Below are 22,837 nucleotides of genomic sequence, written 5' to 3' on the forward strand. Positions count from 1 at the left end.
GCCGGAACGCCGAGTTCGGCCACGGTGAGTTCCTCGGGCAGCCTGCCGATGGCCGCGGGCTTGGGTTCGGCCTCCGGCCAGCGCGCGGCCCCCGGGGGCCCCCCCGCCCCCCCGGGGGGTTTGCTGTTTACCCGCAGGGCCTACTTGGCGTCGATTGGCACCAAGAGGTCCTTGACGGCCGGGTCCGTGCGCAGGAATTCCTGCACCGCGGGATCCTGGAACGCCTTGACGAGGTTCTGCACGTTTTCGGTGTCCTGGTATTCGGTGCCGATGGTCAGCTGCCCGGCGAACTCGTCGGGTGCCGCGGGGGCAAAGATCTGCTGTTCGAGCGGAACCTTCGCCGAGACGTAGTACTCGGTGTAGCCCACGGCGGCATCGAGGTCGGGCAGTGAACGCGACTGGGCTGCGAAGTCCAGCAGCTTGAACTTCAGGTTCTTGGGGTTCTCGGCGACGTCTTTCTGGGTGGCCTTCCACTTGTCCACGCCGTCGGCGAGCTTGATCAGTCCGGCACGCTCCAGCAGCCACAGTCCCTGGGCCTCGTTGGCGGGGTCGGAGTACAGGGAGATGGTGGCCCCGTCCGGGATCTCGTCGACCGACTTGTACTTCTCGCTCCAGATCCCGAAGCCCCAGCGGAAGACCGGGGCGGCGGCGGCGAGCTTGAAGTCCGGGTTGGCCTCCTGCACCTGCGAAAGCCAGAGCTTGTGCTGGTAGACGGTTCCTGCGACCTCGCCGGTGGACACCGCGCGGTTCAGCGTGGTCGAATCGGCCAGCCCCTTGAAGGCGACCTTGATGCCGTACTTGGGGGCGATCTCCTCGGCCACGAAGTTCACCAGGGCCTGCTCGGCGTGGTTGCCCTCCGCGGTGACCACCGTCAGGGTGGCCCCTGCAACGGTGTTCGGGGACTTGGTGCCCGCGTTGGAACTGATGATTGCGGCCGCTGCGATGGCACCGGCAAGGGCGAGGGCACCCAGGGTCCAGGGCCACTTCTTCTTTTTCTGGATGGTGAAGCCGTGGGACTCGGGACCGCTCTCGGTCTTGTTCTCGGTGATGGTCATGGGGAACTACCTTTCGGGCAGGGGAGTGGGCGAACGGGTGCTGCGGGAAGGACAAGGAGATGGCGCGGGCGGGTGCGGCACGGGCCGCGGCGCCTATGCGCGGCGGCGCAGGTGCGGGGTGGTGGCCCGCACCAGGGCGTCGCCGGTGAGCTGGACGACGGTGACCATCGCGATCAGCAGTATCACCGTGGCGAGCATGACCGTCTGGTCGAAACGCTGGTAGCCGTACGTGACGGCGACGTAGCCGATGCCGCCGGCGCCGATGGTTCCGGCGATGGCCGAGTATTCGATCATGGCGATGGTGTTGATGGTCAGCCCGCCCAGGATGGCCGGGACCGCCTCGCCCAGTTGCGCGCTGCGGATGATCTGCAGCGGGGAACCGCCCGAGGCGCGGGCGGCTGCTGTGACCGAGCGCGGGACGTCGCGCAGGCAGTTCTCCACCAGCCGGGCGAAGAACGGGATGCCGGCCAGGGACATGGGCACCACGGCGGCGGCAATGCCGATGTTGGTGCCGGTGACGAAGCGGGTGAACGGGACGATTGCCGCCATCAGCACCAGGAACGGCAGGGACCGGCCGATGTTCACGATCCAGCTGAGCACCGAATAGGTGCCCCGGTGCTCGTAGAGCCCGCCCGGCGCCATGTTGTGCAGCGCCACGGCGATCGGGGTGCCCAGCGAAACAACGATCAGCATCACGATGCCGACCATGGCCAGGGTCTCGCCCAGGGCCGGCACCAGCAGTGCGGGGAGCTCGGGCAGGGGAGTGTCGGAAAGCGCGCGGATCTGCACCGCGGCGGGGGTGCTTAGGCCCATTGGAGTTCCTCCGTGGATCGGGGTGCGGATGCGGCCGGGGAGACCGCTTCGCGGGGAACGGCACGCAGTCCGTGGCGGGCGAACGCCGCGGCGGCCAGGGGTTCGGGGGCGCGCAGCCCCACGGTGGCGTTGCCCGTGCTGGTGCCGTCGATGCTTTGGATGGTTGCAGCGAGCAGGGCCACCGGTTCGTTGAGTTCCGCCGAGACCAGCTGCAGCCAGTCCGCCGGGACGGTGCGCGAATCGTAGGTGACGTGCCAGGCCCGGGAACCGGCCCCGGGATCGGCCGGCGAGAGGTGCGGCTGCAGGGCCCGCCCCAGGGCCGAGTCGTGGTCGGTGAGCAGGTCCACCAGGGAACCCTGCTCGGTGATGCGCCCGTTTTCCAGCCGGGCGGCGGAATCTGCAACGTGTAGGACCGTGTCCATTTCGTGGGTGATGAACACGACCGCGAGGTCCAGGTCGTCGCGCAGCTGGCGCAGCAGGGAGACCACCGAGCGCGTGGTTTCCGGGTCCAGTCCCGAGGTGGCCTCGTCGGAGAGCAGCACGGAGGGGCGAAGGGCCAGCGCGCGGGCAATGCCCACGCGTTGGAGCTGGCCGCCGGATAGCTCGAACGGATAGTGGTCGGCACGGTGGGAGAGGCCGACGCGTTCGAGCAATTCCGCCACGCGCGCCTTCGTCTCCGCCGGGGTCACGCCCAGGTACTGGAGGGGCAGGGCGATGTTCTCCGCGGCGGTGCGGCGCGAGAGCAGGCTTGCGGACTGGAAGATCGTGCCGATGCGGCGCCGGGCGACCCGCAGCTTGCGTTCCGGAAGCCGGGCCAGGTCTTCGCCGTTGACGATGACCTGGCCGGAGGTGGGGCGTTCCAGGAGGTTGATGCACTGGGCCAGGGTGGATTTTCCGGCGCCCGAGGGGCCCACGATGGCAAGGATTTCACCGGTGGCAACGTCGATCTCCAGGTTGTCCAGGACCGTGACGGTTTTGTCTCCGTGTCCGTAGACCTTGGTGAGGTTCTTCAGGCTGATCATGCGATGGCTTTCCGTGCTGGCTTGGCACCCGCTGGTGCCGCTGTGTTCCTGCCCCGCCAGGGGGTGGAATTCCGGGGATGGTCAATTCTGCGCCGAGGCGAACGGCCGCGGCCATGGCTCGTTCACGCAGCGGCACGCAACGACTTTCTGCGTCACGCGGGAGGGGCCGGGCGCGGCATTTATTGCGTCCTGTGACGGCCGAAACGGCGCCGCGGACACATTGCGTCACAAACGTGCCGCTGGACGGTTGGGGCATGCCACGGGCCGAAACGCGGATTTATGGCCCGCCCGGCCTCGTTTCGCGCGGCGGGCGGCGACCCCGGGGCGTGTAGGGTGCCGCCGCCCTCGCGGCCGGCAATGAGGATCGTGACATCTGCGCGGCGGACATCGGGCATCGTCACGGTGGCGACTTCCGGAGGGGTGGCGATTGACGAAAAGGTGATCGTCCGCATATCCTGAACGAACGGTCAGTAAATAATCTTTTGTCACAGTGAGGTGAGCACTATGGCTGCACAGCAAGAAAGCGGCGGATCGCTATCCGCAGTTCTTTCTCCTGAGGAGCAAGCAGGGCAGGATCGCTTCAACGCGATCATTGCCGAGGATTCACGCATCGAGCCGCGCGACTGGATGCCCGAGGCATACCGCAAGACCCTGACGCGGCAGATGTCCCAGCACGCGCACTCCGAGATCATCGGCATGCAGCCCGAGGCCAACTGGATCACCCGTGCCCCGTCCCTGAAGCGCAAGGCCATCCTCATGGCCAAGGTGCAGGACGAAGCGGGACACGGCCTCTACCTGTACTCGGGCACCGAGACCCTCGGCACCCCGCGCGACGTCTTGAATGAGCAGTTGATGACGGGCAAGGCCAAGTACTCCTCGATCTTCAATTACCCGGCACGCTCCTGGGCCGACATGGGTGCCATCGGCTGGCTGGTCGACGGTGCCGCCATCGCCAACCAGGTCCCGCTGTGCCGCGCCTCCTACGGTCCCTACGGCCGGGCCATGGTGCGCATCTGCAAGGAGGAATCCTTCCACCAGCGCCAGGGATTCGAGATCCTGCTCGAGCTGGCCAACGGCACCGAAGCGCAGAAGAAGATGGCGCAGGACGCGATCAACCGCTTCTACGCCCCGTCGCTGATGATGTTTGGCCCGCCGGATTCCGACTCGCCGAACTCCGGCCAGTCCACCGCGTGGAAGATCAAGCGCTTCTCCAACGACGAGTTGCGCCAGCGCTTCGTGGGCATGATCGTCGAGCAGGTCAAGGTGCTGGGGCTGACCCTGCCGGACCCGGAACTGCGCTTCGACGACGAAACCGGGACCTGGAAGCACATGGACCTGGACTGGGTCGAATTCAAGGCAGTCATCGCCGGCAACGGGCCCTGCAACGCGCAGCGCCTGCAGCGCCGCCGAGATGCACACAACGAAGGCGCCTGGGTGCGCGAAGCTGCCGCGGCCTACGCGGCAAAGATGGCTCGAAAGACCGAGGTTGCATAGCTCATGACCGAAAAAGAAGGCACCTGGCCGCTCTGGGAAGTATTCGTCCGCTCCTCCCGCGGGCTCTCGCACGTCCACGCCGGTTCCCTGCACGCACCGGACGCGGAGATGGCGCTGAAGAACGCCCGCGACCTGTACACCCGCCGCAACGAGGGCGTGTCCCTGTGGGTCGTGGCCAGCAGCGACATCATCGCCTCGGACCCGGACGCGAAGGGCATGTACTTCGAGTCCCCGCAGGGCAAGGACTACCGCCACGCAACGTACTACACCAAATCCGAGGGCGTGAAGCACCTGTGAGCGCACACAACATCGACCACTCCCTGGACAGCTTTGGCGACGCCACGGCATCGGCCACCCGCGTCACCCCGGGCAACGCCCTGCGCCCCGAGGACATCGCCATCCAGCAGGCAAAGCCGTCCGAGCAGGTCGCCCAATACGCGTTGCGCCTGGGCGACGATGCCCTGATCCTGGCCCAGCGCCTCTCTCACTGGATTTCCCGCGGACCGGAGATCGAGGAAGACATCGCCCTGGGCAACATCGCCCTGGACCAGCTGGGCCACGCCCGCTCTTTCCTCTCCTACGCCGCCAAGGCCTGGGACCAGACCGAGGACGACCTGGCCTACTGGCGCGAGGAAGAGGACTTCCGCTCGCTGCACATCGTCGAGCAGCCCAACGGCGACTTCGGCGTGACCATCGCGCGCCAGCTGATCATCTCCATTTACCAGCACCTGCTCTACACGGCACTGCTGGACTCCAGCGACCCGACGATCGCGGCCATCAGCGCCAAGGCCGTCAAGGAGGTCGACTACCACCGCGACCACGCCATCGCCTGGACACTGCGCCTGGGGATCGGCACCGAGGAATCGGCACGCCGCATGCGCCACGCACTGGATGTCCTGTGGCCCTACGTGGGGGAGATGTTCGAGGACGAGGAACTGCACTCCGCCCTGGGCGACGTTGCGGTGGCACCGTCCTCGCTGCGCGCGGCCTGGGAAGAGGAAATCAATGCCGTGCTGCACGACGCGGAACTCGAAATCCCCACCATTCCCTTCGCGATGGCCCGCGGCCGCCGCGGCGAGCACTCCGAACACCTCGGCTTCATCCTGGCCGAGATGCAGGTACTGGCGCGCAAGCACCCCGGCGCCAGCTGGTAAGCAAAGGACACTGAAGACATGATTGCCACCCTCACCGAGCTGCGCGAGATCGCCGCGCGCGTGACCGACCCCGAGATCCCGGTGCTCACCATCGCGGACCTGGGGATCCTGCGGGACGTGGAAGTGGAAGACGGCACCGTGGTCGTCACCATCACCCCCACGTACTCGGGATGCCCGGCGATGGACGCAATCACCGAGGACCTCGGCATCGTCTTCAAGGACTCCGGCTACGACTCGGTCCGGGTCAACCTGGTCCTTTCCCCGGCCTGGAGCACCGACTGGATGACAGAGTCGGGCAAGGCCAAGCTCCAGGCCTACGGCATCGCCCCGCCCACGGGCACCGGCCACCGCGGGCCGGTGACCCTGGGCATGGCCGTCAAGTGCCCGCAATGCCACTCGCTGAATACCAAGGAACTTTCCCGCTTCGGTTCCACCTCGTGCAAGTCCATGTACCAATGCAAGGACTGCCTGGAACCCTTCGACTACTTCAAGGTGCTCTCATGACAGACACGACTGCCGCCCTGCCGGCCGACAACGGCGTTGACCCCGAGGTCCCGGGACGCCGCCGGACCACGTTCCACACCCTTAGGGTCTCCGAAGTCCGCCGGCTCACCGCCGACGCCATCGAGGTGACCTTCGCGGTCCCCTCGGCATTGGCCGGCCAATACGACTACCTTCCGGGCCAATACGTGGCCCTGCGCAAGGAACTCGAAGACACCGAGGGCAACCTCGTGGAACTGCGCCGCAGCTACTCGATCTGCGCCGAGCCCACGGCCGGGGAAATCCACGTCGCCATCAAGCGCGACATCGGCGGCATCTTCTCCACCTGGGCCAACGAGTCCCTGCAGGCGGGGGACACCATGGATGTCATGAGCCCCACCGGCGGCTTCATCTCCAAGCACAAGATGAACGGGATGAACGATCCGTCGGACATCGACGTGGAAACCGAGGACACCTTCGTGGCCGTGGCCGCCGGATCCGGCATCACCCCGGTCATGGCCATCGCCCGCACCGTGCTGGCCGCCAACGAGAACGTGCACTTCGACCTCGTCTACGCGAACAAGGCAGCAATGGACGTGATGTTCCTGGAGGAACTGGCGGACCTCAAGGACCGCTACCCGGCGCGTTTCGCCCTGCACCACGTGCTGAGCCGCGAACAGCGCATCTCCCCGCTGCTCTCGGGCCGCATCGACGCCGAGAAGCTGAACAAGCTGCTGGGTTCGGTCATCCGCACCGACCAGGTCGACGAGTGGTTCCTCTGCGGCCCCTTCGAACTGGTCCAGCTGGTGCGCGACAACCTCGCCGCCCAGGGGGTTCCGGCGGAAAAGGTGCGCTACGAGCTGTTCACCACCGGCGAGCCCACCCGCCCCGAGGGCAATATCGGCCGCCCGGTCGTGATCGACGAGTCCGATGAGACCTACCAGATCGCGTTCAAGCTCGACGGCCTGCAGGGCGAGGTCCAGAGCCCGGTCAACGCCCGGGAGACCATCCTGAACGCCGCCCTGCGCGTGCGCCCGGATGTCCCGTTCGCCTGCGCGGGCGGGGTCTGCGGCACCTGCCGCGCCAAGGTCGTCGAGGGTTCGGTGGACATGGACGAGAACTACGCCCTGGAACCGGACGAAATCGAGCGGGGCTACGTGCTGACCTGCCAGTCGCGCCCCACCACCGAACGCGTCCTGGTCGACTACGACGCCTAGGCACCAACCACCACGCAAGGATCCATCCGCGAAAAGCGGGTGGATCCTTGGCATAGGACCCGAAACCGGAGTGAACCCATGATTGAACTGAACATCACCGACGGCGTGGCAGAGATCGTGCTCAATGCCCCGGAAAAGATGAACTCGCTGAACGAGGCCGCACTCGATGAGCTCGGGGCCGCCTACGACAAGGCCGCCGAGGGCGTGGAAACCGGCGAGGTGCGCGCGCTGCTGCTGCGCGGCGAGGGCCGCGGCTTCTGCGCCGGACGCGACATCTCCGGCGTGGTCCCGGCCGACGACGACGTCATGGGCTACCTGGGCGGCAAGGTGCAACCGCTGCTGGCCAAGATGGCTTCCTTCCCGGCACCCACCTTCGCAGCGGTGCAGGGTGCTTGCCTCGGGGTCGGGCTGGGCCTGGCCATCGCCACGGACGTGGTCTACGTGGCGCAGAACGCCAAGATCGGTTCGCCCTTCGCCAACCTCGGCGCGACCCTGGACTCGGGCGGGCACTGGCTGTTCACCGAGCGCCTGGGCACGCACCGTACGCTGGATTTGATCTACACCGCCGAACTGATCAGCGGCGCCGACGCGGTGGCTTCCGGACTCTTCTCCCGGGCGATGCCTGCCGAGGACCTGTTGGAAACCACGCGCGGGATCGTCGCCAAGGTTGCCAGCGGTGCCACCGGAGCCTTCCGTGCCTCGAAGGAGCTCGTTGCCGAAATCCGCGATGCCCGGTTGGGGCTGTGGGATTCGATGGCCAACGAGAACGTGGCGCAGGCCGAGCTCTGCGCGACCGAGGACTATGCCGAGGGTTTCCTGGCGTTCCAGGAAAAGCGGAAGCCCGCTTTCAAGGGCTAGGTTTCCGCACTCTGGGATTGAACGGCGTCGTCACCCACGGTGGCGGCGCCGTTGCCTTGCGTGGGGCTTGGGCCGCTCGGGTGAGATCCGTTGAACTTCGAACGTCCGCCGAGTCCGTGCCGGGCTGCCAACGGGAAACAGCCCGCGAATTTGACGACCGGTTTACTTGAGGCGCATCGGATACGGGTGCAGACGTTGGCCGGCGGAACGGACGGTGTTCCGCCCCGGCAGGATGCCCGACGGCCTTCCGGGCAGCGAGGTCCCTGTATTGCGCCGGCAGCGAATCGGATGGCTTTCGGCAACCGGCTCAGCGAATGTGAGGGCATGCCAACAAGCCTGTCCGTTGTCGTCGGAGGCCTCACCCTGGCCCTCCGGCATTGGCCCGCCGGCGAGCCTTCGGGCAGGCCGCCGGTGGTGCTGCTGCCCGCCACCGGCGTAACGGCCGAGGACTGGGACATCGTGGCATCGGCACTGTGCCCGACGCGGTCCGTGTACGCGGTCAACCTCCGGGGCCACGGTCCCAGCGACTGGCCCGGGACCTACTCGATCGAACTGATGGCGGACGACGTGTTGCGCCTGCTGGACGGCGGGCTTGGCCGGATGCCCGTCGACCTGGTCGGGCACTCCCTGGGCGGGCTGGTGGCCTGCCGGGTCGCCGCCGCACGTCCCGACCTGGTGCGCCGGCTTGTGCTCGAAGACGTCGGGCTGCTTCAGCCCCGGCCCGCCGATCCTCCGACCAAGCCCGCGGGCATGCTGCCGTTCGACTGGCGTGTCGTCGAGCAGGTTCGCCCGGAGATCGACAACTTCGATCCCGGTTGGGCCGGCGTGGTCGCGTCGATCGCGGTTCCCACCCTGGTGGTGGCCGGCGGTGCATCCAGCCCTGTTCCGGAGGAGGCGATTGCCGACCTGGTGCGAGTCGTTCCGGACGGCCGGATGGTCACCATTGATGCCGGTCACCTCGTGCACGCGACGGAGCCCACTGCGTTCTTTCGCCAGCTGACAGGCTTCCTGGACGCGTAGCCCAAGAACGGCACGAAGTAGCGGTGGTGCATGCCGGGTTCAGCCTGCACCGGGCGCTGGGTGGGTGCCCGGTCTGTGACGGTGGACTTGAAGCATTGCCCTCGCTCGCCTATGTCAAAAATCCTTTACATCGATTGGCGGGCGTCGTAACCTCTCACGTAAAGAATCTTTGACATCGAGGAGTTGCGGAAAATGCCCGATGAAGAAAAAGTTGCATGGGCGACGCTGGGTTCCTTTGGCCTGGGCATGCTCGCCTTTGCCGCCCTGGTGGTGGTCCGCCTCCTGGGCGGGATACCGGTCAGCGAACAGAGCTATTCGATCCCCATCCTTATCTGCATGATGGTCATGACGGTTCCGGTGATGGTGATGCGGGCCATCTTGTCGAGGGGGAGCGGCGATACCGACCTCGGGCACGATGAGCGGGACCGTGAGATCACCCGTCGGTCGGACCAATCCAGATACCGGGTTCTGCTGCTGGCCTGTGTGGTTGTCCTGTCCATGACCTTCAGCGGCACGGAACATTTTTGGATCGCGTCGGTGGTCTTTGCCGGTTTGGGGCTTTCGTACCTCGTTGGCGCCGCGGTGCAGATCTCCGGGTATCGTCGTGGTGTGGCCGTCAGATGAACCACGGTAAGCTCGACAACTCCATCCGCAGGCTCAGGGCCGAGAACGCCGGCATGACCCAGGCCGAACTGGCAGGCCAGATCGGCGTCAGCCGGCAAACCATCATTGCCGTCGAACAGGGAAAGTACTCGCCGTCCCTTGAAACGGCTTTCCTCATCGCCCGGGTCCTGGGCAAGCCACTGACGGATGTTTTCACCTACGGGCCAAGCGAGTGAAAGTGCTCAGTCCTCGTGCGGTTCGAAGTCTCTCCGCAACGCCAGCAACGGCAGCGCCGCAAACGCGGTCAGCCCCACCCAAATCCACATGGCCGGCTGCAGGCCCAGCGCGTCGCCCGCCAGTCCGCCCACGATGCCAAGGACGGGTACCGGCCCCATGGTGAACACCAGCCGGAAGCCCTGTTGCCGACCCATCATGGCGTCCGGAGTGGCTCGGGCCAGCAGGCCGTATGCGGTGGCGTTGTAGGAAACCATGAGCGCGTTGTACAGGACCGAGTGGGCGATGACCAGGACGAGAGCGCCGTCCGGTAGATTGCCCGCCACCGGAACCAACACGACGGACAGCGGCAGGCAGAGCACCGTGAGCGCGAGGACCTTGTGTTCGCCCAGCTTTTCCACCAGCGCCGGGACAGCCAGCGACCCCGCAAGCCCGCCGACGGCAATCGTTGAGATGACCAACCCGATGGCCTGCGGAGTGAAGCCCAGGACCTTGACGAAGTACAGGGTTTCCACGGCCGAACCAAATGCCAGGCCCATGTTGGTGATGGCGGAGGAGGAAACGAGTGCGCGAATGGTTGGGTGCTTGAGCGTGAATCGCAGGCCCTCCCCAAAGGACTGCCGGAAGCCGATCCGTGGTGTCCGTTCACCCGGGGGAGATGCGGAGTCCCGATTTGAGCGAAGTCCCCAAAACAGGGTTGCAGCGGCGAATAGGTTCGCCGTCCCGGCGACGATCAGTGTGAAAGGTGCGGTCATGACCGCCACCAGCACTCCGGCCAAGCCCGGGGCCATGATCCCGACCGAGGTTTCGACGGTCTCCTTCCGGGCATAGGCCGCTGAAACCAGGTCGCGTCCCGCGATGGAAGGAAGGGCAGACCCCGCGCCCATGCTCCACAGCATCCCGGCCACGCCCACCAGGAACGAAACGAGAACCAGTTGCGGGTAATTCAATGCGCCCAGCAACCAGGCCAGAGGCACCGAGAAAATCGCCAGTCCTCCGGCCAGCTGGGCCCACATCATGGTTCTGACCCGGTTGACTCGGTCAAGCATGATTCCGGCGGGGATGGCCAGGAGCAGGAAGGCCACCGATTCGGCGGCATTGAGGAACCCGATCTGGGTGGCATTGGCGCCGAGCGCATAGATGGCGACGAGGTCGTTGGCGACATTGAGGATGCCCGAGGCCACCGCGCCGAACGCGATGGAGAGCAGCAGGGCCGGGAACCCCGGGCGGTGGCGCAGGAGCTGGAGGGGTGCGGCTGCAAGAGGCTCGGTTGCGGAGGCCTCGTCGATTGATTCCCCGTCCACGAATTCCCCGATCGTCCGTCTTGGATCAAGCCATTGGGAAGAGTCTATGGCTAATGGCCGACTAGCGGGTGTCGACGTCCTCGAAGATCAGGAACGTCTGGGTGTCCAGCACCCCGGGCATCGACTGCAGCTGGTCGAAGATCACCCGGCGCAGGTCGACGTTGTCCCGTGCCCTGACCAAGAGGATCACATCGAAGTTGCCTCCAACCAGGCCGATGTGGTGCACCTCGGGCATCGCGGCGAGGCGTTCGCGCATCTCCCGCCAGGAGTGCTGGCGCAGTTTCAGGGTCACGTAGGCGCTGGCCCGCAGGCCCGCGCGAAGCGGGTCGACGACGGCGGTGTAGCGCGTGATGACCCCCTCGTCCTGCAGGCGGTTGATCCGCGAATACGCGTGTGCACGGGAGACGTGCACCTTTTGCGCGACGGTGGTCACCGACTGGCGGCCGTCCTTGGTGAGCTCCTCCAGGATGCGCCGATCCACCTCGTCGAGCCGAACCGGGGGAGTCTCCATCAAATGCCTCTTTCCACTTCGTCCAAAAACCGTCATGTAGTGACGGTCACACTTTCAAACCGTCTCTAAGAATATCGATATCATGCGCAGTTTTCCAGAATATTCCAAGATGCTGGATACATTTCATCGAAAATACCGATACTTAGTACAAGAACTGACGCAACGACGGGTCGCCCCGGGCAGCAGCGTCGCACCGAACAGCAGAAAGCCGTGAACCGTGACAAACACCGAAGCACGCGTGGCAATTGAGCAGGTGAGCAGCAAGTTCGGGATTACGCCCGAGGACTACATGCTCCCGGCCCGCACCGAGATCCACATGCTCGACATCAACGGCAAGCTGCACCCGGCGGGGGAGCAGGGAGCGGAGCCCGGGCACGAATACCCGTTGCCCAGCCCCAGGGCCCTGGTGGATGCCTACGAGCAGCTGGTCATCGGGCGCCGCGTCAACGACCAGAACTCCGCCCTGGTGCGCCAGGGCCGCATGGCCGTCTATCCCTCCAGCCACGGTCAGGAGGCCGCCCAAGTCGCGGCCGCCCTGTGCCTGGGAGAGGACGACTGGATGTTCCCCACCTACCGCGACACCGTGGCAGTCATGGCCAAGGGCGTGGCGCCCATGGAGGTGATGGCCGGATTCCGCGGGGAGTGGCACAGCGGATACGACCCGAAGCAATACAAGGTCTCCATCCAATCCACCCCGCTGACCACCCAGCTGCTGCACGCGGTGGGCGTCGCCCACGCGGCCAAGCTGCGTGGCGAGGACACCGTGGTGCTGGCCATGTGCGGCGACGGCGCCACCTCCGAGGGCGACTTCCACGAGGCGCTGAACTTTGCCGCGGTCTTCAACCTGCCGGTGATCTTCTTCGTCCAGAACAACCAATACGCGATCTCCGTTCCGCTCTCCCAGCAATCGGCCGCACCGTCCCTGGCACACAAGGCGGTCGGCTACGGCATGGCCGGCGAGCGCGTCGACGGCAACGACCTGGTGGCCCTGCTGGCCGTCCTGGGACGCGCGGTGCGCCTGGCCCGCGAGGGCAACGGCCCGCTGCTGGTCGAAGCCCACACCTACCGGATGCAGGCGCACACCAACGCGGATGACGCCACCCGCTACCGCGAGGACGCCGAGGTCCAGGCCTGGATAGCCAAGGACCCCGTCGCCCGCATGCGCAGCTACCTTCTCGAGGCGGGTCTGCTGCCCGAGGCCACCGAGGCACGGATCACCGCCAGCGCCGAGGCGGTGGCCCAGGCCCTACGAGACGGCATGAACTCGGAGAACACCCCGGACCCGGCCGACCTCTTCGCCCACGTGTACTCGACCCAAACCACCCAGTTGCGCGAGCAGGCAGCCCTGCTCGCCGACGAACTCGCCCGCGAGGAGGACGCAAAATGAGCGGCACGGCTACCACATCTTCGGCCGCCAACGTCAGCGCGGCAACCGCCGCGGCAGCGGCCCGCACCGCCGACACCGGCACCCAGCCGGTGACCTTCGCCAAGGCACTGAACACGGCCCTGGCCGATTCCATGGCCGCCGAGGATTCGGTCCTGGTCTTCGGCGAGGACGTCGGGATCCTGGGCGGGGTCTTCCGCATCACCGACGGGCTGACCAAGCGCTTCGGCACGGGCCGCTGCTTCGACACGCCCCTGGCCGAATCGGGCATCGTGGGCATGGCCATCGGAATGGCCATGAACGGCATGCGCCCGGTCATCGAGATGCAGTTCGATGCCTTCGCCTACCCGGCCTTCGAGCAGATCGCCTCGCACGTGGCCAAGATGCACAACCGGACCAAGGGCAGGATGGCGCTGCCGATGGTCATCCGCATCCCCTATGCCGGCGGCATCGGGGGAGTGGAGCACCACTGCGATTCCTCCGAAAGCTACTACGCGCACACCCCGGGGCTGAAGGTCTTCACCCCTGCCACGGTAGGGGACGCCTACCTGATGCTGCGCGAGGCCATCGACTCCCCGGACCCTGTCATCTTCATGGAACCCAAGAAGCTGTACTGGACCAAGGAGCAGGTCGACCTGGACGCGCTGCGCGTCTCGCACGAGACCGACGCGGTGCCTCCGACCGAGGGACGGGCGGCCGTCGCACGCACGGGAACCGACGCCACGCTGATTGCCTACGGGCCTTCGGTCTCCACCGCCATGGCCGCGGCCGAGGCAGCCGCGCTCGAGGGCCGCAGCCTCGAGGTCATCGACGTGCGCACCATCGTGCCGCTGGATGACGCGACCATCGCGGAGTCCGTGCGCAAGACCGGACGCGCGGTGGTCATCGCCGAGGCCCCTGGCTTCGCCTCGGTCTCCAGCGAAATCGTCGCCCGGATCCAGGAACGGTGTTTCCACTCGCTGGCCGCGCCGGTGCTGCGCGTGACCGGGTTCGACACCCCGTACCCGGCACCGAAACTCGAGAAGTACTACTTGCCGTCTGTTGACCGCATCCTGGATGCCGTCGATGCGCTGCAATGGGAGGAAGGGGCATGAGCGTGAAAACCTTTTTGCTGCCGGACCTCGGCGAGGGATTGACCGAGGCCGAGCTGGTCAAGTGGCTGGTCGCCGTCGGCGACACCATCGTCATCGACCAGCCCATCGCGGAGGTCGAAACCGCCAAGTCCATGGTGGAGGTGCCAAGCCCCTACGCCGGAACCGTGCATGAACTCCACGGAAGCGTCGGTGAGATGGTCATGGTGGACTCGCCGCTGTTCTCGGTGCTGGAGGAGGGTGCCGCGGCCCCGGCAGTGCACGCCGCGGCACCCAAGGCCAGCGTCCCGGAGCGCGAGGTCGCCCAAAGCTACCGCGAGGAGGAGCGCGCCGGAGCCAAGGCCCCGGCGGGCGAAGGCTCGGGCAACGTGCTCATCGGCTACGGCACCCCGGAGGGGCTCTCCGCCAAGGCGCGCAAGCGCCGCCCGCGCTCCGGTGCCGCACAGGCACCCGCTCCGGCCGTCCACGAACGGGTCGCCGCGGTGGAACCCCGCCGCGCCCCGCTGGTCATCTCGCCCCTGGTCCGCAAGCTGGCCAGGGACCGCGGCATCGACATTGCCACGGTCAGCGGCAGCGGTCCCGGCGGCCTGATCCTGCGTTCGGACATCGACGTCGCGGGCAAGTCCACGGCGGCATCCGTTTCCGTGCCGGAGCCGGCGGCGGTCCCTGCCGCTTCACCGGCGGCTGCCGCCACCGCCCCGGGCGAACTGGATTCCAGATCGGGCCTGGCGATTTCCTCCAGGACCCCGATCACCGGGGTGCGCAAGACAATTGCCCAGGCCATGGCCCGTTCCCGGACCGAGATCCCCGAGGCGACGGTATGGGTGGACGTGGATGCCACGAACCTGCTGCAGATGCGTGCGTCCTTGAAGGCCACGAACCCGGAGAACACCCCGGGGATCCTGGCATTCATTGCCCGCTTCGTGGTGGCAGGGCTGCAAAAGTACCCGGCCCTGAACACGCGCATCGAGCGCAACGGGCAGGGGGACGCCGAAATCATCGGCTTCGACGGCATCAACCTGGGCATCGCAGCGCAGACCGACCGCGGGCTGATGGTCCCCGCCATCCGCAACGCGCAGCGGTTCAGCGCCCGCGGGCTGAACGCCGAGCTGGCCAGGCTCACCGAGGTCACCCGGTCCGGCAAGGCCACGGTCGCAGAGCTCACCAGCGGCACGTTCACCCTGAACAACTACGGGGTCTTCGGGGTCGACGGGTCCGCGGCCATCATCAACTACCCGGAGGTCGCGATCCTGGGTGTCGGACGGATCATCGACAAGCCGTGGGTCGTGGGCGGAGAGCTCGCGGTCCGCAAGGTCACCGAGCTGACGCTGGCCTTCGACCACCGGGTCTGCGACGGCGCCACGGCGGCAGGGTTCCTGCGCTTCGTGGCCGACGCCATGGAAAACCCGGCGGCGGTGCTGGCGGACCTGTAACGGTCCGCAACCCGTGGCAAACCGGTGCCCGCGGAGACAGGTTCTTGGTGAACCGTCGCCGCGGGCACCAGCGCATCCGCCCCGGGACGGGCGGATGCGCTGGTGCTTGGGGCAACCCAACATGCGCCTTGGGCATGGAGCAGGTGAAGGCGGCGCGCGGCCACCAACCGGGAGGACCTCACGCATTGACAGGCTGACGTCTTGTTCTTCATTCGCGCAACCCCTATGGAAAGAGGCTCCGACCCACTATCCTGATGCCATGGAAAAGCTACCTGCAGAATACGAGCACTACCTTGTAGGCAAGGACGAACTCCACGTCGAAACGATCATGCCGATCTTCCGCGAGTCAATCGCCGAAGGCAAGTTCGGGGTCCACATCCGCGGGCTCGGCGGCCATTCCGAACAGGCCTACGTGGACGAGAGCGTCCCCTTCGGCAAGATCAAGATCACTGTTCCATAGCACCTGCCTCCCCGGCAGCGCGAGAACATTCCCCGCGGACGAGCACACCGGCCACGGGGAATTGATTTTGCCCGGGCTCCTATTCGTGCAGAATGTGGACATCGCCGAAACCCCGGCATCGACCGGCACCGAGGAAGCGTGATCCCGCCATGATGCAAGCACTGGCCCCCAACGTGGAACAACTTGACGCGCGCTGCTGGCGATTGCACCACCATGGATTTTCCATGAATTCCGGGCTCGTCGTGGGAGAAGACCGGGCCGCGGTCATCGACACCGGCTCCGGGCCGCGCGAGGCGGCGGGGCTCTATGCCGCGATCCGCCGGATCACCGGCCTTCCGCTGATTGTGGTCAACACCCATGCCCACGGCGACCACGTCTTTGGAAACAAGTATTTTGCCGCCCACGGGGTGGAACATTTCCATGCCAGTGCCGCCGCCGTGGAGCATCTGCGCGGGCACGGCCATGAGGAACGCCAGCTGGTGCGCTTCCTGGAACCGGAAATGGCCCTGCGCCAGGGCCCGTACTCGAGCATTCTCATCCCTGCCGAGATCGTTGCCGAGTCCGGCGCGATGCTGGATCTGGGCGGCACGGCCTTGGAGGTCTTTGGCCTGGGGCGCGGGCACACCGCCGGGGACCTGCTCGTGCGCTGCGGCCGGATCCTGTTCGCCGGGGACCTGGTCGAGGAGGGCGGCCCGCCAAACTTCGAGGACGCCGATCCCTTTCTGTGGGCGGAGCTGCTGGGCAGGCTCGAGGAGGAATGCGGCCCGGACACGGTGATCGTCCCGGGGCACGGCAACGTGGTGGACGTGGACTTCGTTCGCCACCAACACCGCGAAATGCTTGCCGCCATCCGGGAGGGGAAGGAAATCGTGGCGTCCTGGCCGGCGGGAAGCTTCGACCCCACCGCGTACCAGTTGGAACTGCTGCCCTACGGACCTGAACAGTCATCGATCTTCCTGCAAAGGCTGCGTGAATTACGGCCATAGCCGGTTGCGTAGGATGAATGCATGAGTGAACCACCTTTCAGCCTGCGTCGGATCGCGGTGAAGGTGTACTCACCCTCCCTGCTGTACGGCCTCGGCCTGGGCGCGGTTACGCCCATCATTGCGCTCTCGGCACTGGACCGCGGGGCCAACCTGGCCACGGCGGCGCTGATCGTCACCCTGGTCGGTGTCGGCTCCCTGCTCTCCAACGTCCCGGCCGCGGTGCTGACGACGCGATTCGGTGAGCGCCTGGCCATGGTCTTCGCCTCCGGCTGGGCTTCGCTGGGCATGGTGCTGGGCATCGTCCCCTCGAACCTCGGCCTCTTCGCCGTGGGCGTCACGATGCTGGGCATGGCGGGCGCCGTTTTCAACCTGGCCAGGCAAACCTACCTCGCGGAGGCCGTCCCGCTGGCGTTCCGGGCCAGGGCCATGTCGACCCTGGGCGGCGTCATGCGCATCGGGGTGTTCATCGGCCCCTTCGCCGCAACCCTTGCCATGAAATGGCTGGGGATCGCCGGTGCCTACTGGGTGGGCATGGTCGCGATGTTCATCGCCATGATCGTGTGTTTCCGGATCCCCGACCTGGAATCGCGCGCACCGCTGGAAGCGGGCCAAAGCCGCGCCGGCGGATCCATGTGGAGCATCGCCAAGGACCAGTGGCGGACGCTGCTGGGGATCGGGCTGGGCATCGTGTGCATCACCGCGGTGCGCTCCACCCGCCAGGTCGTTCTTCCCTTGTGGGGCGAAAGCATCGGGATGGACGCCGCCACCATTTCCCTGGTCTACGGCGTCTCCGGAGCCGTCGACATGCTTGTCTTCTATCCCGCAGGCAAGGTCATGGACAAGCGCGGCCGGGTGTGGGTCGCGGTGCCGTGCATGGTGGTGATGGCCGTGGCGTTGTTCCTGCTGCCGCTGACCCACGGTGTTCCGACGATGATGGCCGCTGCCATGGTGCTGGGATTCGGCAACGGCATCGGTTCGGGAATCGTGATGACCCTGGGCGCCGACTATTCGCCGGTGTCCGGCAGGGCCAAGTTCCTGGGGCTGTGGCGCTTGATGTCCGACTCCGGGGCAATGGCCGGGCCGGTGCTGCTGTCGGCGCTCGTGGCCACCGCGACCCTCGGGGCCGGGATCTGGGCCATTGGAGGGGTTGCGCTGCTGGGTGCCGGGATCTTCGGCTACTGCATTCCGCGGAACCGCCGGCGGATGGGCGCCCCGTAGCGGGCAAACAGCACGTGCACGAACAGGCCGGTGACCATGGCCGTTCCCAGGACCAGGGCCAGGCCCACCGCCAGGAAGAGCAGCAGCGGCCCGTTCCCCACGGTTCCGATGGCCGGGTGCGGCATCGCCAATGCCAGGGCCAGGCCGCCTGCCACTGTCAGTGCGCCGAGGCTCGCGAGGACCCGCAGGAACCGCTCCGGAGCCGGCTGCGAGCCGTGGCCAGGGCCGTCCGAAACCTTGGAACTCCCGTGCGCATGGCGCAGGAACAATCCCGCCAGCACGCTCCACCAGGCCACCACGAGGTAGGCGGCGATCACATCGCTCGGGCGGTGCCACCCCAACACCAGGGTCGAGGCCCCGGCAATCGCGGCATAGCCCCATCCCAGCAGGGCCAGCAAGGGCCGATGCGCGTCCGGGGTGACGATGAAGATGGTGGCCATGGCCGCGGCGGCAAAGGTGGTGTGCCCGGAAGGGAACGAGTTCATGGACGCCCCCGAGATGTTCAGGTCCGGCCTCTCCAGCACCACGTGCTTGAGCAGCTGGGTGGTTCCGGCTGCGCCCAGCAGCAGCGCCCCGGCCACCAAGGGACGGAGGAAGTCGCGCCGGCGCACCAGGGCGAAGAGGATGAACGCGGCGGCGAGCAGCGCCGATGCCGCGGGCATGTGGTCCAGGAAGGCCAGGGCCGGGGCGCGGGTCTTGTCGGCGGCCAGGAATGCCTCCCCGCCCAGGAGCGCGGCCTCATCGATCCATTGCCCCAGTTTCGTGTCGACGAAGAAGCTGAAGCACGCCCAGAAGGCGGCGGCCAGCAGCACGAGGGCGCCGTACCATGGCCACACGGCGCGGCCCGGGGCGGTGGTCGGCAGATGTTGGGTGGAAGGGCTCATTGGAAATAGGGTTTCACAATTTCGTTCCCGAGTGTCCGGAACGTGGGCTTTATCCCACAGGTTCCTCACGGGCAATGTGACCTGGAACGGACCGGGCAGCGCTGGCATCTGCAACTCGGAAGGGCCGACGGTGCACGACTGGGCGGGCCGGCGGGAACCCCCGCAACGCCGCGGGCCGGGACCGGAGCACAATCGCCGCGACGTTTCGGGTTGCCGTGCCGGATAGGCTGGAAACCATGAACCAACTGCCCGATCTCGACGAACTCCTCAATGCCGCCCATGTGGTGTCCCTGCCCATGACGGTGCAATTCCGCGGGGTGCGACACCGCGAGGCGCTGCTGCTTGAGGGGCCGGCCGGCTGGGGCGAGTTCTCGCCCTTCCTGGAGTACGCTGCTCCCGAGGCGGCCTCGTGGCTGCGCTCGGCCATCGAGGCGGCCTGGGAAGGCTACCCGGAACCGGTGCGCAGCAGTGTTCCGGTCAATGCCACGCTTCCGGCCGTCGGCCCGGAACGGGTGGAGGCCGTCCTGGCCTCATACGACGCCACTCACACCATCAAGGTCAAGGTCGCCGAAAAGGGACAGGACCTCGCCCATGACGTCGCCCGGGTGGCGGAGGTCCGCCGGTTGCTCCCCGACGCTGCCATCCGCATCGACGCCAACGCCGGATGGGACCACGACGCCGCGCTGGCCGCGCTCGAGGCGCTGGCCGGCTTCTCCCTGCAATACGCGGAGCAGCCCGTTGCCGGGATCGCCGGCCTGGCCCGGTTGCGCGAAGAGGTGGCCCGCCGCGGGCTCGGGATCCCGATTGCCGCCGATGAATCGGTGCGCAAGGAATCCGACCCGCTGGCGGTGGCCCGCGCGGGCGCGGCCGACCTGATCGTGATCAAGGCACAGCCGCTGGGCGGGGTGCGCCGGGCGCTCCAGATCGTGCATGACGCAGGACTGCCCGCCGTGGTTTCCTCGGCGCTGGACACCTCCATCGGCCTGCGTCAGGGTGCCGCCCTGGCCGCCGCACTGCCGGAGCTGCCTTACGCCTGCGGGCTTGCAACCGGCTCGCTCTTTTCCTCCGACATCACCGCCGACAGGTTCGTCGCCGTCGACGGCGCCCTGCAGCTGCGGGACATCGCCGCGGACCCGGAACTGCTGCGCCGGCACGCGGTCGGCACCGAGCGACTGGCCTTCTGGTGCCGGCGGCTGGCCGACTGCCACGGGGAACTGCTGGGGGCAAACGCCTAGCCGAAGCAGGAAACGGTCCTCGGCGGGCGCCGGGACACGCGCCTCGGCGAGACCCACCTCACAATTCAGCCATTTGGGCCGAAACCGACGCCTGCCCGTTGCCCGCCGTTAACCTTGCGGCGGCCCGTCGCTCACCGGTGGCTGGAACGCTAAGAACCGAAGTCATCCACTCGATAGCGTTGCACGGAGAAAACCATGAGCCTCACACGTAAATTCCTTCCCATGCTCGGCCACACCCGTGGCAACCGCGATGCCGCAACCTGCCACTTCAAGTGCGGCAACGCCTGCGCCAAGGACGTTTGCAACACCAGCGAAAACGGCTACTTCCGGGACATTGCCGACGCGGCACTGAGCCGCCGCTCCATCCTCGGCTTGGGGGCCGTGGCTTCCGCCGCACTGGTGGTGGGCGTCGAGACCCTTGGCGCAACCACGGCCCACGCCGACACCCTGGTGGCCCCGAACGGGGGCGGCAAGCTCAACTTCAAGGCCATCGCCCCGGTGCCGCGCAGCGTCGACGCAATGACCGTTCCCGAGGGCTACGACTGGGCACCGATCATCCGCTGGGGCGACCCGCTGTTCAACAACACCGCGCAATTCGACATCAATGCGCAGACCGAAAAGCGCCAGGCCGGCCAGTTCGGCTACAACAACGACTACCTGAACATCATCGTGGACAAGTACTCGGGGCGCTCGGGCGTGCTGGTGGCCAACCACGAATACACCAACGAAGACCTGATGTTCGATCCGGCCTGGTTCGAGGTCAACAAGGCCGAGGCCGCGAAGATCGCCATGGCCGCACACGGCTTCTCCGTCGTCGAGATCAAGCGCGTCAAGAGCGGCACCCCCTGGGCCTACGTCCGCGGGGGCGAGCGCAACCGCCGCATCACCGCCACGACCCCCTTCGCCGTCGACGGCCCGGCCGCCGGGTCGGACCTGCTCAAGACCGTGGCCGACCCCGAGGGACGCACTGTGCTGGGCACCTTGAACAACTGCGCCGGCGGCACCACCCCGTGGGGCACCGTGCTCTCCGGCGAGGAGAACTTCAACCAGTACTTCCGCGGCACCGGCTCGGCCAGCGACGCCCGCTACGGGCTGGCCGACGAGGCGACTGAACGCGGCTGGGAAGACGTTGACCCACGCTTCTCCGCCCGCAACCCGGGCTACGAGAACGAGATCAACCGCTTCGGCTGGATCGTGGAGATCGACCCGCAGAACCCGACCTCCACCCCGGTGAAGCACACCGCGCTGGGACGCTTCAAGCACGAGGGCGCCAACGTGCGGATCGCCGACGACGGACGCGTCGTGGCCTACTCGGGCGACGACGAACGCTTCGACTACGTCTACAAGTTCGTTTCCAAGGCCAAGTACCGCCGCGGGGACCGCAAGCACAACATGACGCTGCTTTCCGAGGGCGACCTCTACGTGGCCAAGTTCTCCGGAAATTCCCCTGCGGCCCAGATCGACGGGTCGGCCTCCGTGCCTTCCGACGGCGCCTTCGACGGCTCGGGCACCTGGCTGCCTTTGGTCAAGGACGGCGCCTCCATGGTTCCGGGCATGAGCGTGGAGGAAGTACTCGTCTACACCCGCCTGGCCGGCGACAAGGTCGGCGCCACCAAGATGGACCGTCCCGAGGACGTTGAGCCGAACCCGGTCACCGGAAAGCTGTACATCGCGCTGACCAACAACACCCAGCGCAACACCACCGGCAAGGCGACAGTCGACGAGGCGAACCCGCGCACCAAGAACCGCGACGGCCACGTCATCGAGCTGACCGAACGCAACAATGACGCGACGGCCACCGAATTCGCCTGGAACATCCTGCTGGTGGCAGGTGACCCGTCCAAGGACGAAAGCACCTACTTCTCGGGCTACCCGAAGGACAAGGTCTCGCCTATCTCCTGCCCGGACAACCTGGCCTTCGACTCCAAGGGCAACCTTTGGATCTCCACCGACGGGCAGCCCGGCACCATCGGGTACTGCGACGCCTTGCACAAGGTCACGCTGACCGGTGCGGAGCGCGGACGCGTCGAGCAGTTCCTGGCCGTCCCGGCCGGCGCCGAGACCTGCGGCCCGCTGATCCACGACCGCGACGGCTCGGTGTTCGTGTCCGTCCAGCACCCGGGCGAAAACGGCACGTACCAGGACCCGACGTCGTTCTTCCCCGACTACGTGCTCAGCCCCTCCAAGGCCAAGCGCGGCCAGGTGTACGGCCCGCGTCCCTCGGTGGTCCAGGTGTTCTCCTCGGCCAAGGGGAACGGGCCCAAGAACAAGTAGGTAACTGAAGCCCGTCGGCCCAAAAGGCTCTCGGTCCCCACGGTTTGCCGCCGTGGGGCCGGGAGCCTTTTGCGTGCCCGGAAGATGACTTGCTGCGCGTTCTCTGG

At 66.9% G+C, this 22,837-nt stretch carries 23 protein-coding genes; 17 read left to right on the top strand and 6 right to left on the bottom strand.

The window, feature by feature from the left end; genetic code table 11:
* Window positions 1-140: 140 nt before the first annotated feature.
* The 3 genes from ACIPVK_RS04145 to ACIPVK_RS04155 form a co-directional block, all read right to left on the bottom strand.
* Entirely contained in the window at window positions 141-1,055 is a 915-nt protein-coding gene (locus ACIPVK_RS04145; RefSeq protein WP_407610716.1) for a MetQ/NlpA family ABC transporter substrate-binding protein, read from the bottom strand.
* Window positions 1,056-1,148: 93 nt separating this feature from the next.
* Window positions 1,149-1,868: a methionine ABC transporter permease gene (locus ACIPVK_RS04150; protein ID WP_407610717.1), complete on the bottom strand. Its 720-nt coding sequence runs from the start codon at window positions 1,866-1,868 to the stop codon at window positions 1,149-1,151.
* Entirely contained in the window at window positions 1,859-2,890 is a 1,032-nt protein-coding gene (locus ACIPVK_RS04155) for a methionine ABC transporter ATP-binding protein (RefSeq protein ID WP_407610718.1), read from the bottom strand. The genes ACIPVK_RS04150 and ACIPVK_RS04155 overlap by 10 nt, the downstream gene beginning before the upstream one ends.
* Window positions 2,891-3,394: 504 nt before the next feature.
* On the opposite strand from ACIPVK_RS04155, the gene paaA reads away from it, so the two are divergent.
* From paaA to ACIPVK_RS04200, 9 genes are all read left to right on the top strand, one after another.
* Window positions 3,395-4,384 (top strand): 1,2-phenylacetyl-CoA epoxidase subunit PaaA, encoded by a 990-nt coding sequence (paaA, locus tag ACIPVK_RS04160; RefSeq protein ID WP_407610719.1) that lies wholly within the window; start codon window positions 3,395-3,397, stop codon window positions 4,382-4,384.
* A gap of 3 nt (window positions 4,385-4,387) precedes the next feature.
* Entirely contained in the window at window positions 4,388-4,681 is a 294-nt protein-coding gene (gene paaB / locus ACIPVK_RS04165) for a 1,2-phenylacetyl-CoA epoxidase subunit PaaB (protein ID WP_407610720.1), read from the top strand.
* The gene (paaC, locus tag ACIPVK_RS04170; protein WP_407610721.1) at window positions 4,678-5,538 is read left to right on the top strand and encodes a 1,2-phenylacetyl-CoA epoxidase subunit PaaC; all 861 of its coding nucleotides are present in this window, start codon (window positions 4,678-4,680) and stop codon (window positions 5,536-5,538) included. Before paaB ends, paaC begins: the two co-directional genes overlap by 4 nt.
* 18 nt (window positions 5,539-5,556) lie before the next feature.
* Window positions 5,557-6,042, top strand: a complete 486-nt coding sequence (gene paaD, locus ACIPVK_RS04175) for a 1,2-phenylacetyl-CoA epoxidase subunit PaaD (protein ID WP_407610722.1) — start codon at window positions 5,557-5,559, stop codon at window positions 6,040-6,042.
* On the top strand, window positions 6,039-7,235 hold the full coding sequence (gene paaE / locus ACIPVK_RS04180; RefSeq protein ID WP_407610723.1) for a 1,2-phenylacetyl-CoA epoxidase subunit PaaE: 1,197 nt from the start codon (window positions 6,039-6,041) through the stop codon (window positions 7,233-7,235). The genes paaD and paaE overlap by 4 nt, the downstream gene beginning before the upstream one ends.
* A 78-nt stretch (window positions 7,236-7,313) precedes the next feature.
* Window positions 7,314-8,093, top strand: coding sequence for an enoyl-CoA hydratase/isomerase family protein (locus ACIPVK_RS04185; protein WP_407610724.1), 780 nt, complete (start codon window positions 7,314-7,316; stop codon window positions 8,091-8,093).
* Between the two features lie 324 nt (window positions 8,094-8,417).
* Window positions 8,418-9,113 carry an alpha/beta fold hydrolase gene (locus tag ACIPVK_RS04190; RefSeq protein WP_407610725.1) on the top strand — a complete coding sequence of 232 codons (696 nt, stop codon included), beginning with the start codon at window positions 8,418-8,420 and terminating at the stop codon, window positions 9,111-9,113.
* 192 nt (window positions 9,114-9,305) lie between these two features.
* A complete protein-coding gene (locus ACIPVK_RS04195; RefSeq protein WP_407610726.1) occupies window positions 9,306-9,737 on the top strand; it encodes a hypothetical protein in 432 nt (143 codons plus the stop codon).
* Window positions 9,734-9,952, top strand: coding sequence for a helix-turn-helix transcriptional regulator (locus tag ACIPVK_RS04200; RefSeq protein WP_407610727.1), 219 nt, complete (start codon window positions 9,734-9,736; stop codon window positions 9,950-9,952). The genes ACIPVK_RS04195 and ACIPVK_RS04200 overlap by 4 nt, the downstream gene beginning before the upstream one ends.
* Before the next feature lie 6 nt (window positions 9,953-9,958).
* Here ACIPVK_RS04200 and ACIPVK_RS04205 read toward each other — a convergent pair whose 3' ends face one another.
* Complete coding sequence (locus tag ACIPVK_RS04205; protein ID WP_407610728.1) at window positions 9,959-11,254, bottom strand: MFS transporter; 1,296 nt, start codon at window positions 11,252-11,254, stop codon at window positions 9,959-9,961.
* Between the two features lie 61 nt (window positions 11,255-11,315).
* Window positions 11,316-11,765, bottom strand: a complete 450-nt coding sequence (locus ACIPVK_RS04210; protein ID WP_407610729.1) for an Lrp/AsnC family transcriptional regulator — start codon at window positions 11,763-11,765, stop codon at window positions 11,316-11,318.
* Between the two features lie 217 nt (window positions 11,766-11,982).
* Here ACIPVK_RS04210 and pdhA point away from each other — a divergent pair, with 217 nt between their 5' ends.
* From pdhA to ACIPVK_RS04240, 6 genes are all read left to right on the top strand, one after another.
* Window positions 11,983-13,152: a pyruvate dehydrogenase (acetyl-transferring) E1 component subunit alpha gene (gene pdhA / locus ACIPVK_RS04215; protein ID WP_407610730.1), complete on the top strand. Its 1,170-nt coding sequence runs from the start codon at window positions 11,983-11,985 to the stop codon at window positions 13,150-13,152.
* The gene (locus ACIPVK_RS04220; RefSeq protein ID WP_407610731.1) at window positions 13,149-14,243 is read left to right on the top strand and encodes an alpha-ketoacid dehydrogenase subunit beta; all 1,095 of its coding nucleotides are present in this window, start codon (window positions 13,149-13,151) and stop codon (window positions 14,241-14,243) included. The genes pdhA and ACIPVK_RS04220 overlap by 4 nt, the downstream gene beginning before the upstream one ends.
* Window positions 14,240-15,673, top strand: coding sequence for a dihydrolipoamide acetyltransferase family protein (locus tag ACIPVK_RS04225; protein WP_407610732.1), 1,434 nt, complete (start codon window positions 14,240-14,242; stop codon window positions 15,671-15,673). Before ACIPVK_RS04220 ends, ACIPVK_RS04225 begins: the two co-directional genes overlap by 4 nt.
* 259 nt (window positions 15,674-15,932) lie before the next feature.
* The gene (locus tag ACIPVK_RS04230; protein WP_407610733.1) at window positions 15,933-16,133 is read left to right on the top strand and encodes a hypothetical protein; all 201 of its coding nucleotides are present in this window, start codon (window positions 15,933-15,935) and stop codon (window positions 16,131-16,133) included.
* A gap of 149 nt (window positions 16,134-16,282) precedes the next feature.
* Window positions 16,283-17,119 carry an MBL fold metallo-hydrolase gene (locus ACIPVK_RS04235; RefSeq protein ID WP_407610734.1) on the top strand — a complete coding sequence of 279 codons (837 nt, stop codon included), beginning with the start codon at window positions 16,283-16,285 and terminating at the stop codon, window positions 17,117-17,119.
* 21 nt (window positions 17,120-17,140) lie between these two features.
* Window positions 17,141-18,337 carry an MFS transporter gene (locus tag ACIPVK_RS04240; RefSeq protein WP_407610735.1) on the top strand — a complete coding sequence of 399 codons (1,197 nt, stop codon included), beginning with the start codon at window positions 17,141-17,143 and terminating at the stop codon, window positions 18,335-18,337.
* Here ACIPVK_RS04240 and ACIPVK_RS04245 read toward each other — a convergent pair.
* Window positions 18,295-19,221 carry a phosphatase PAP2 family protein gene (locus ACIPVK_RS04245; RefSeq protein ID WP_407610736.1) on the bottom strand — a complete coding sequence of 309 codons (927 nt, stop codon included), beginning with the start codon at window positions 19,219-19,221 and terminating at the stop codon, window positions 18,295-18,297. The two genes, ACIPVK_RS04240 and ACIPVK_RS04245, sit on opposite strands and share 43 nt — an antisense overlap.
* A 236-nt stretch (window positions 19,222-19,457) precedes the next feature.
* Here ACIPVK_RS04245 and ACIPVK_RS04250 point away from each other — a divergent pair, with 236 nt between their 5' ends.
* Window positions 19,458-20,456: an o-succinylbenzoate synthase gene (locus ACIPVK_RS04250; protein ID WP_407610737.1), complete on the top strand. Its 999-nt coding sequence runs from the start codon at window positions 19,458-19,460 to the stop codon at window positions 20,454-20,456.
* Window positions 20,457-20,651: 195 nt separating this feature from the next.
* Window positions 20,652-22,730, top strand: coding sequence for a PhoX family protein (locus tag ACIPVK_RS04255; RefSeq protein ID WP_407610738.1), 2,079 nt, complete (start codon window positions 20,652-20,654; stop codon window positions 22,728-22,730).
* Window positions 22,731-22,837 lie beyond the last annotated feature (107 nt).

It is taken from the genome of Paeniglutamicibacter sp. MACA_103, assembly GCF_045798555.1.
Lineage (GTDB): Bacteria > Actinomycetota > Actinomycetes > Actinomycetales > Micrococcaceae > Paeniglutamicibacter.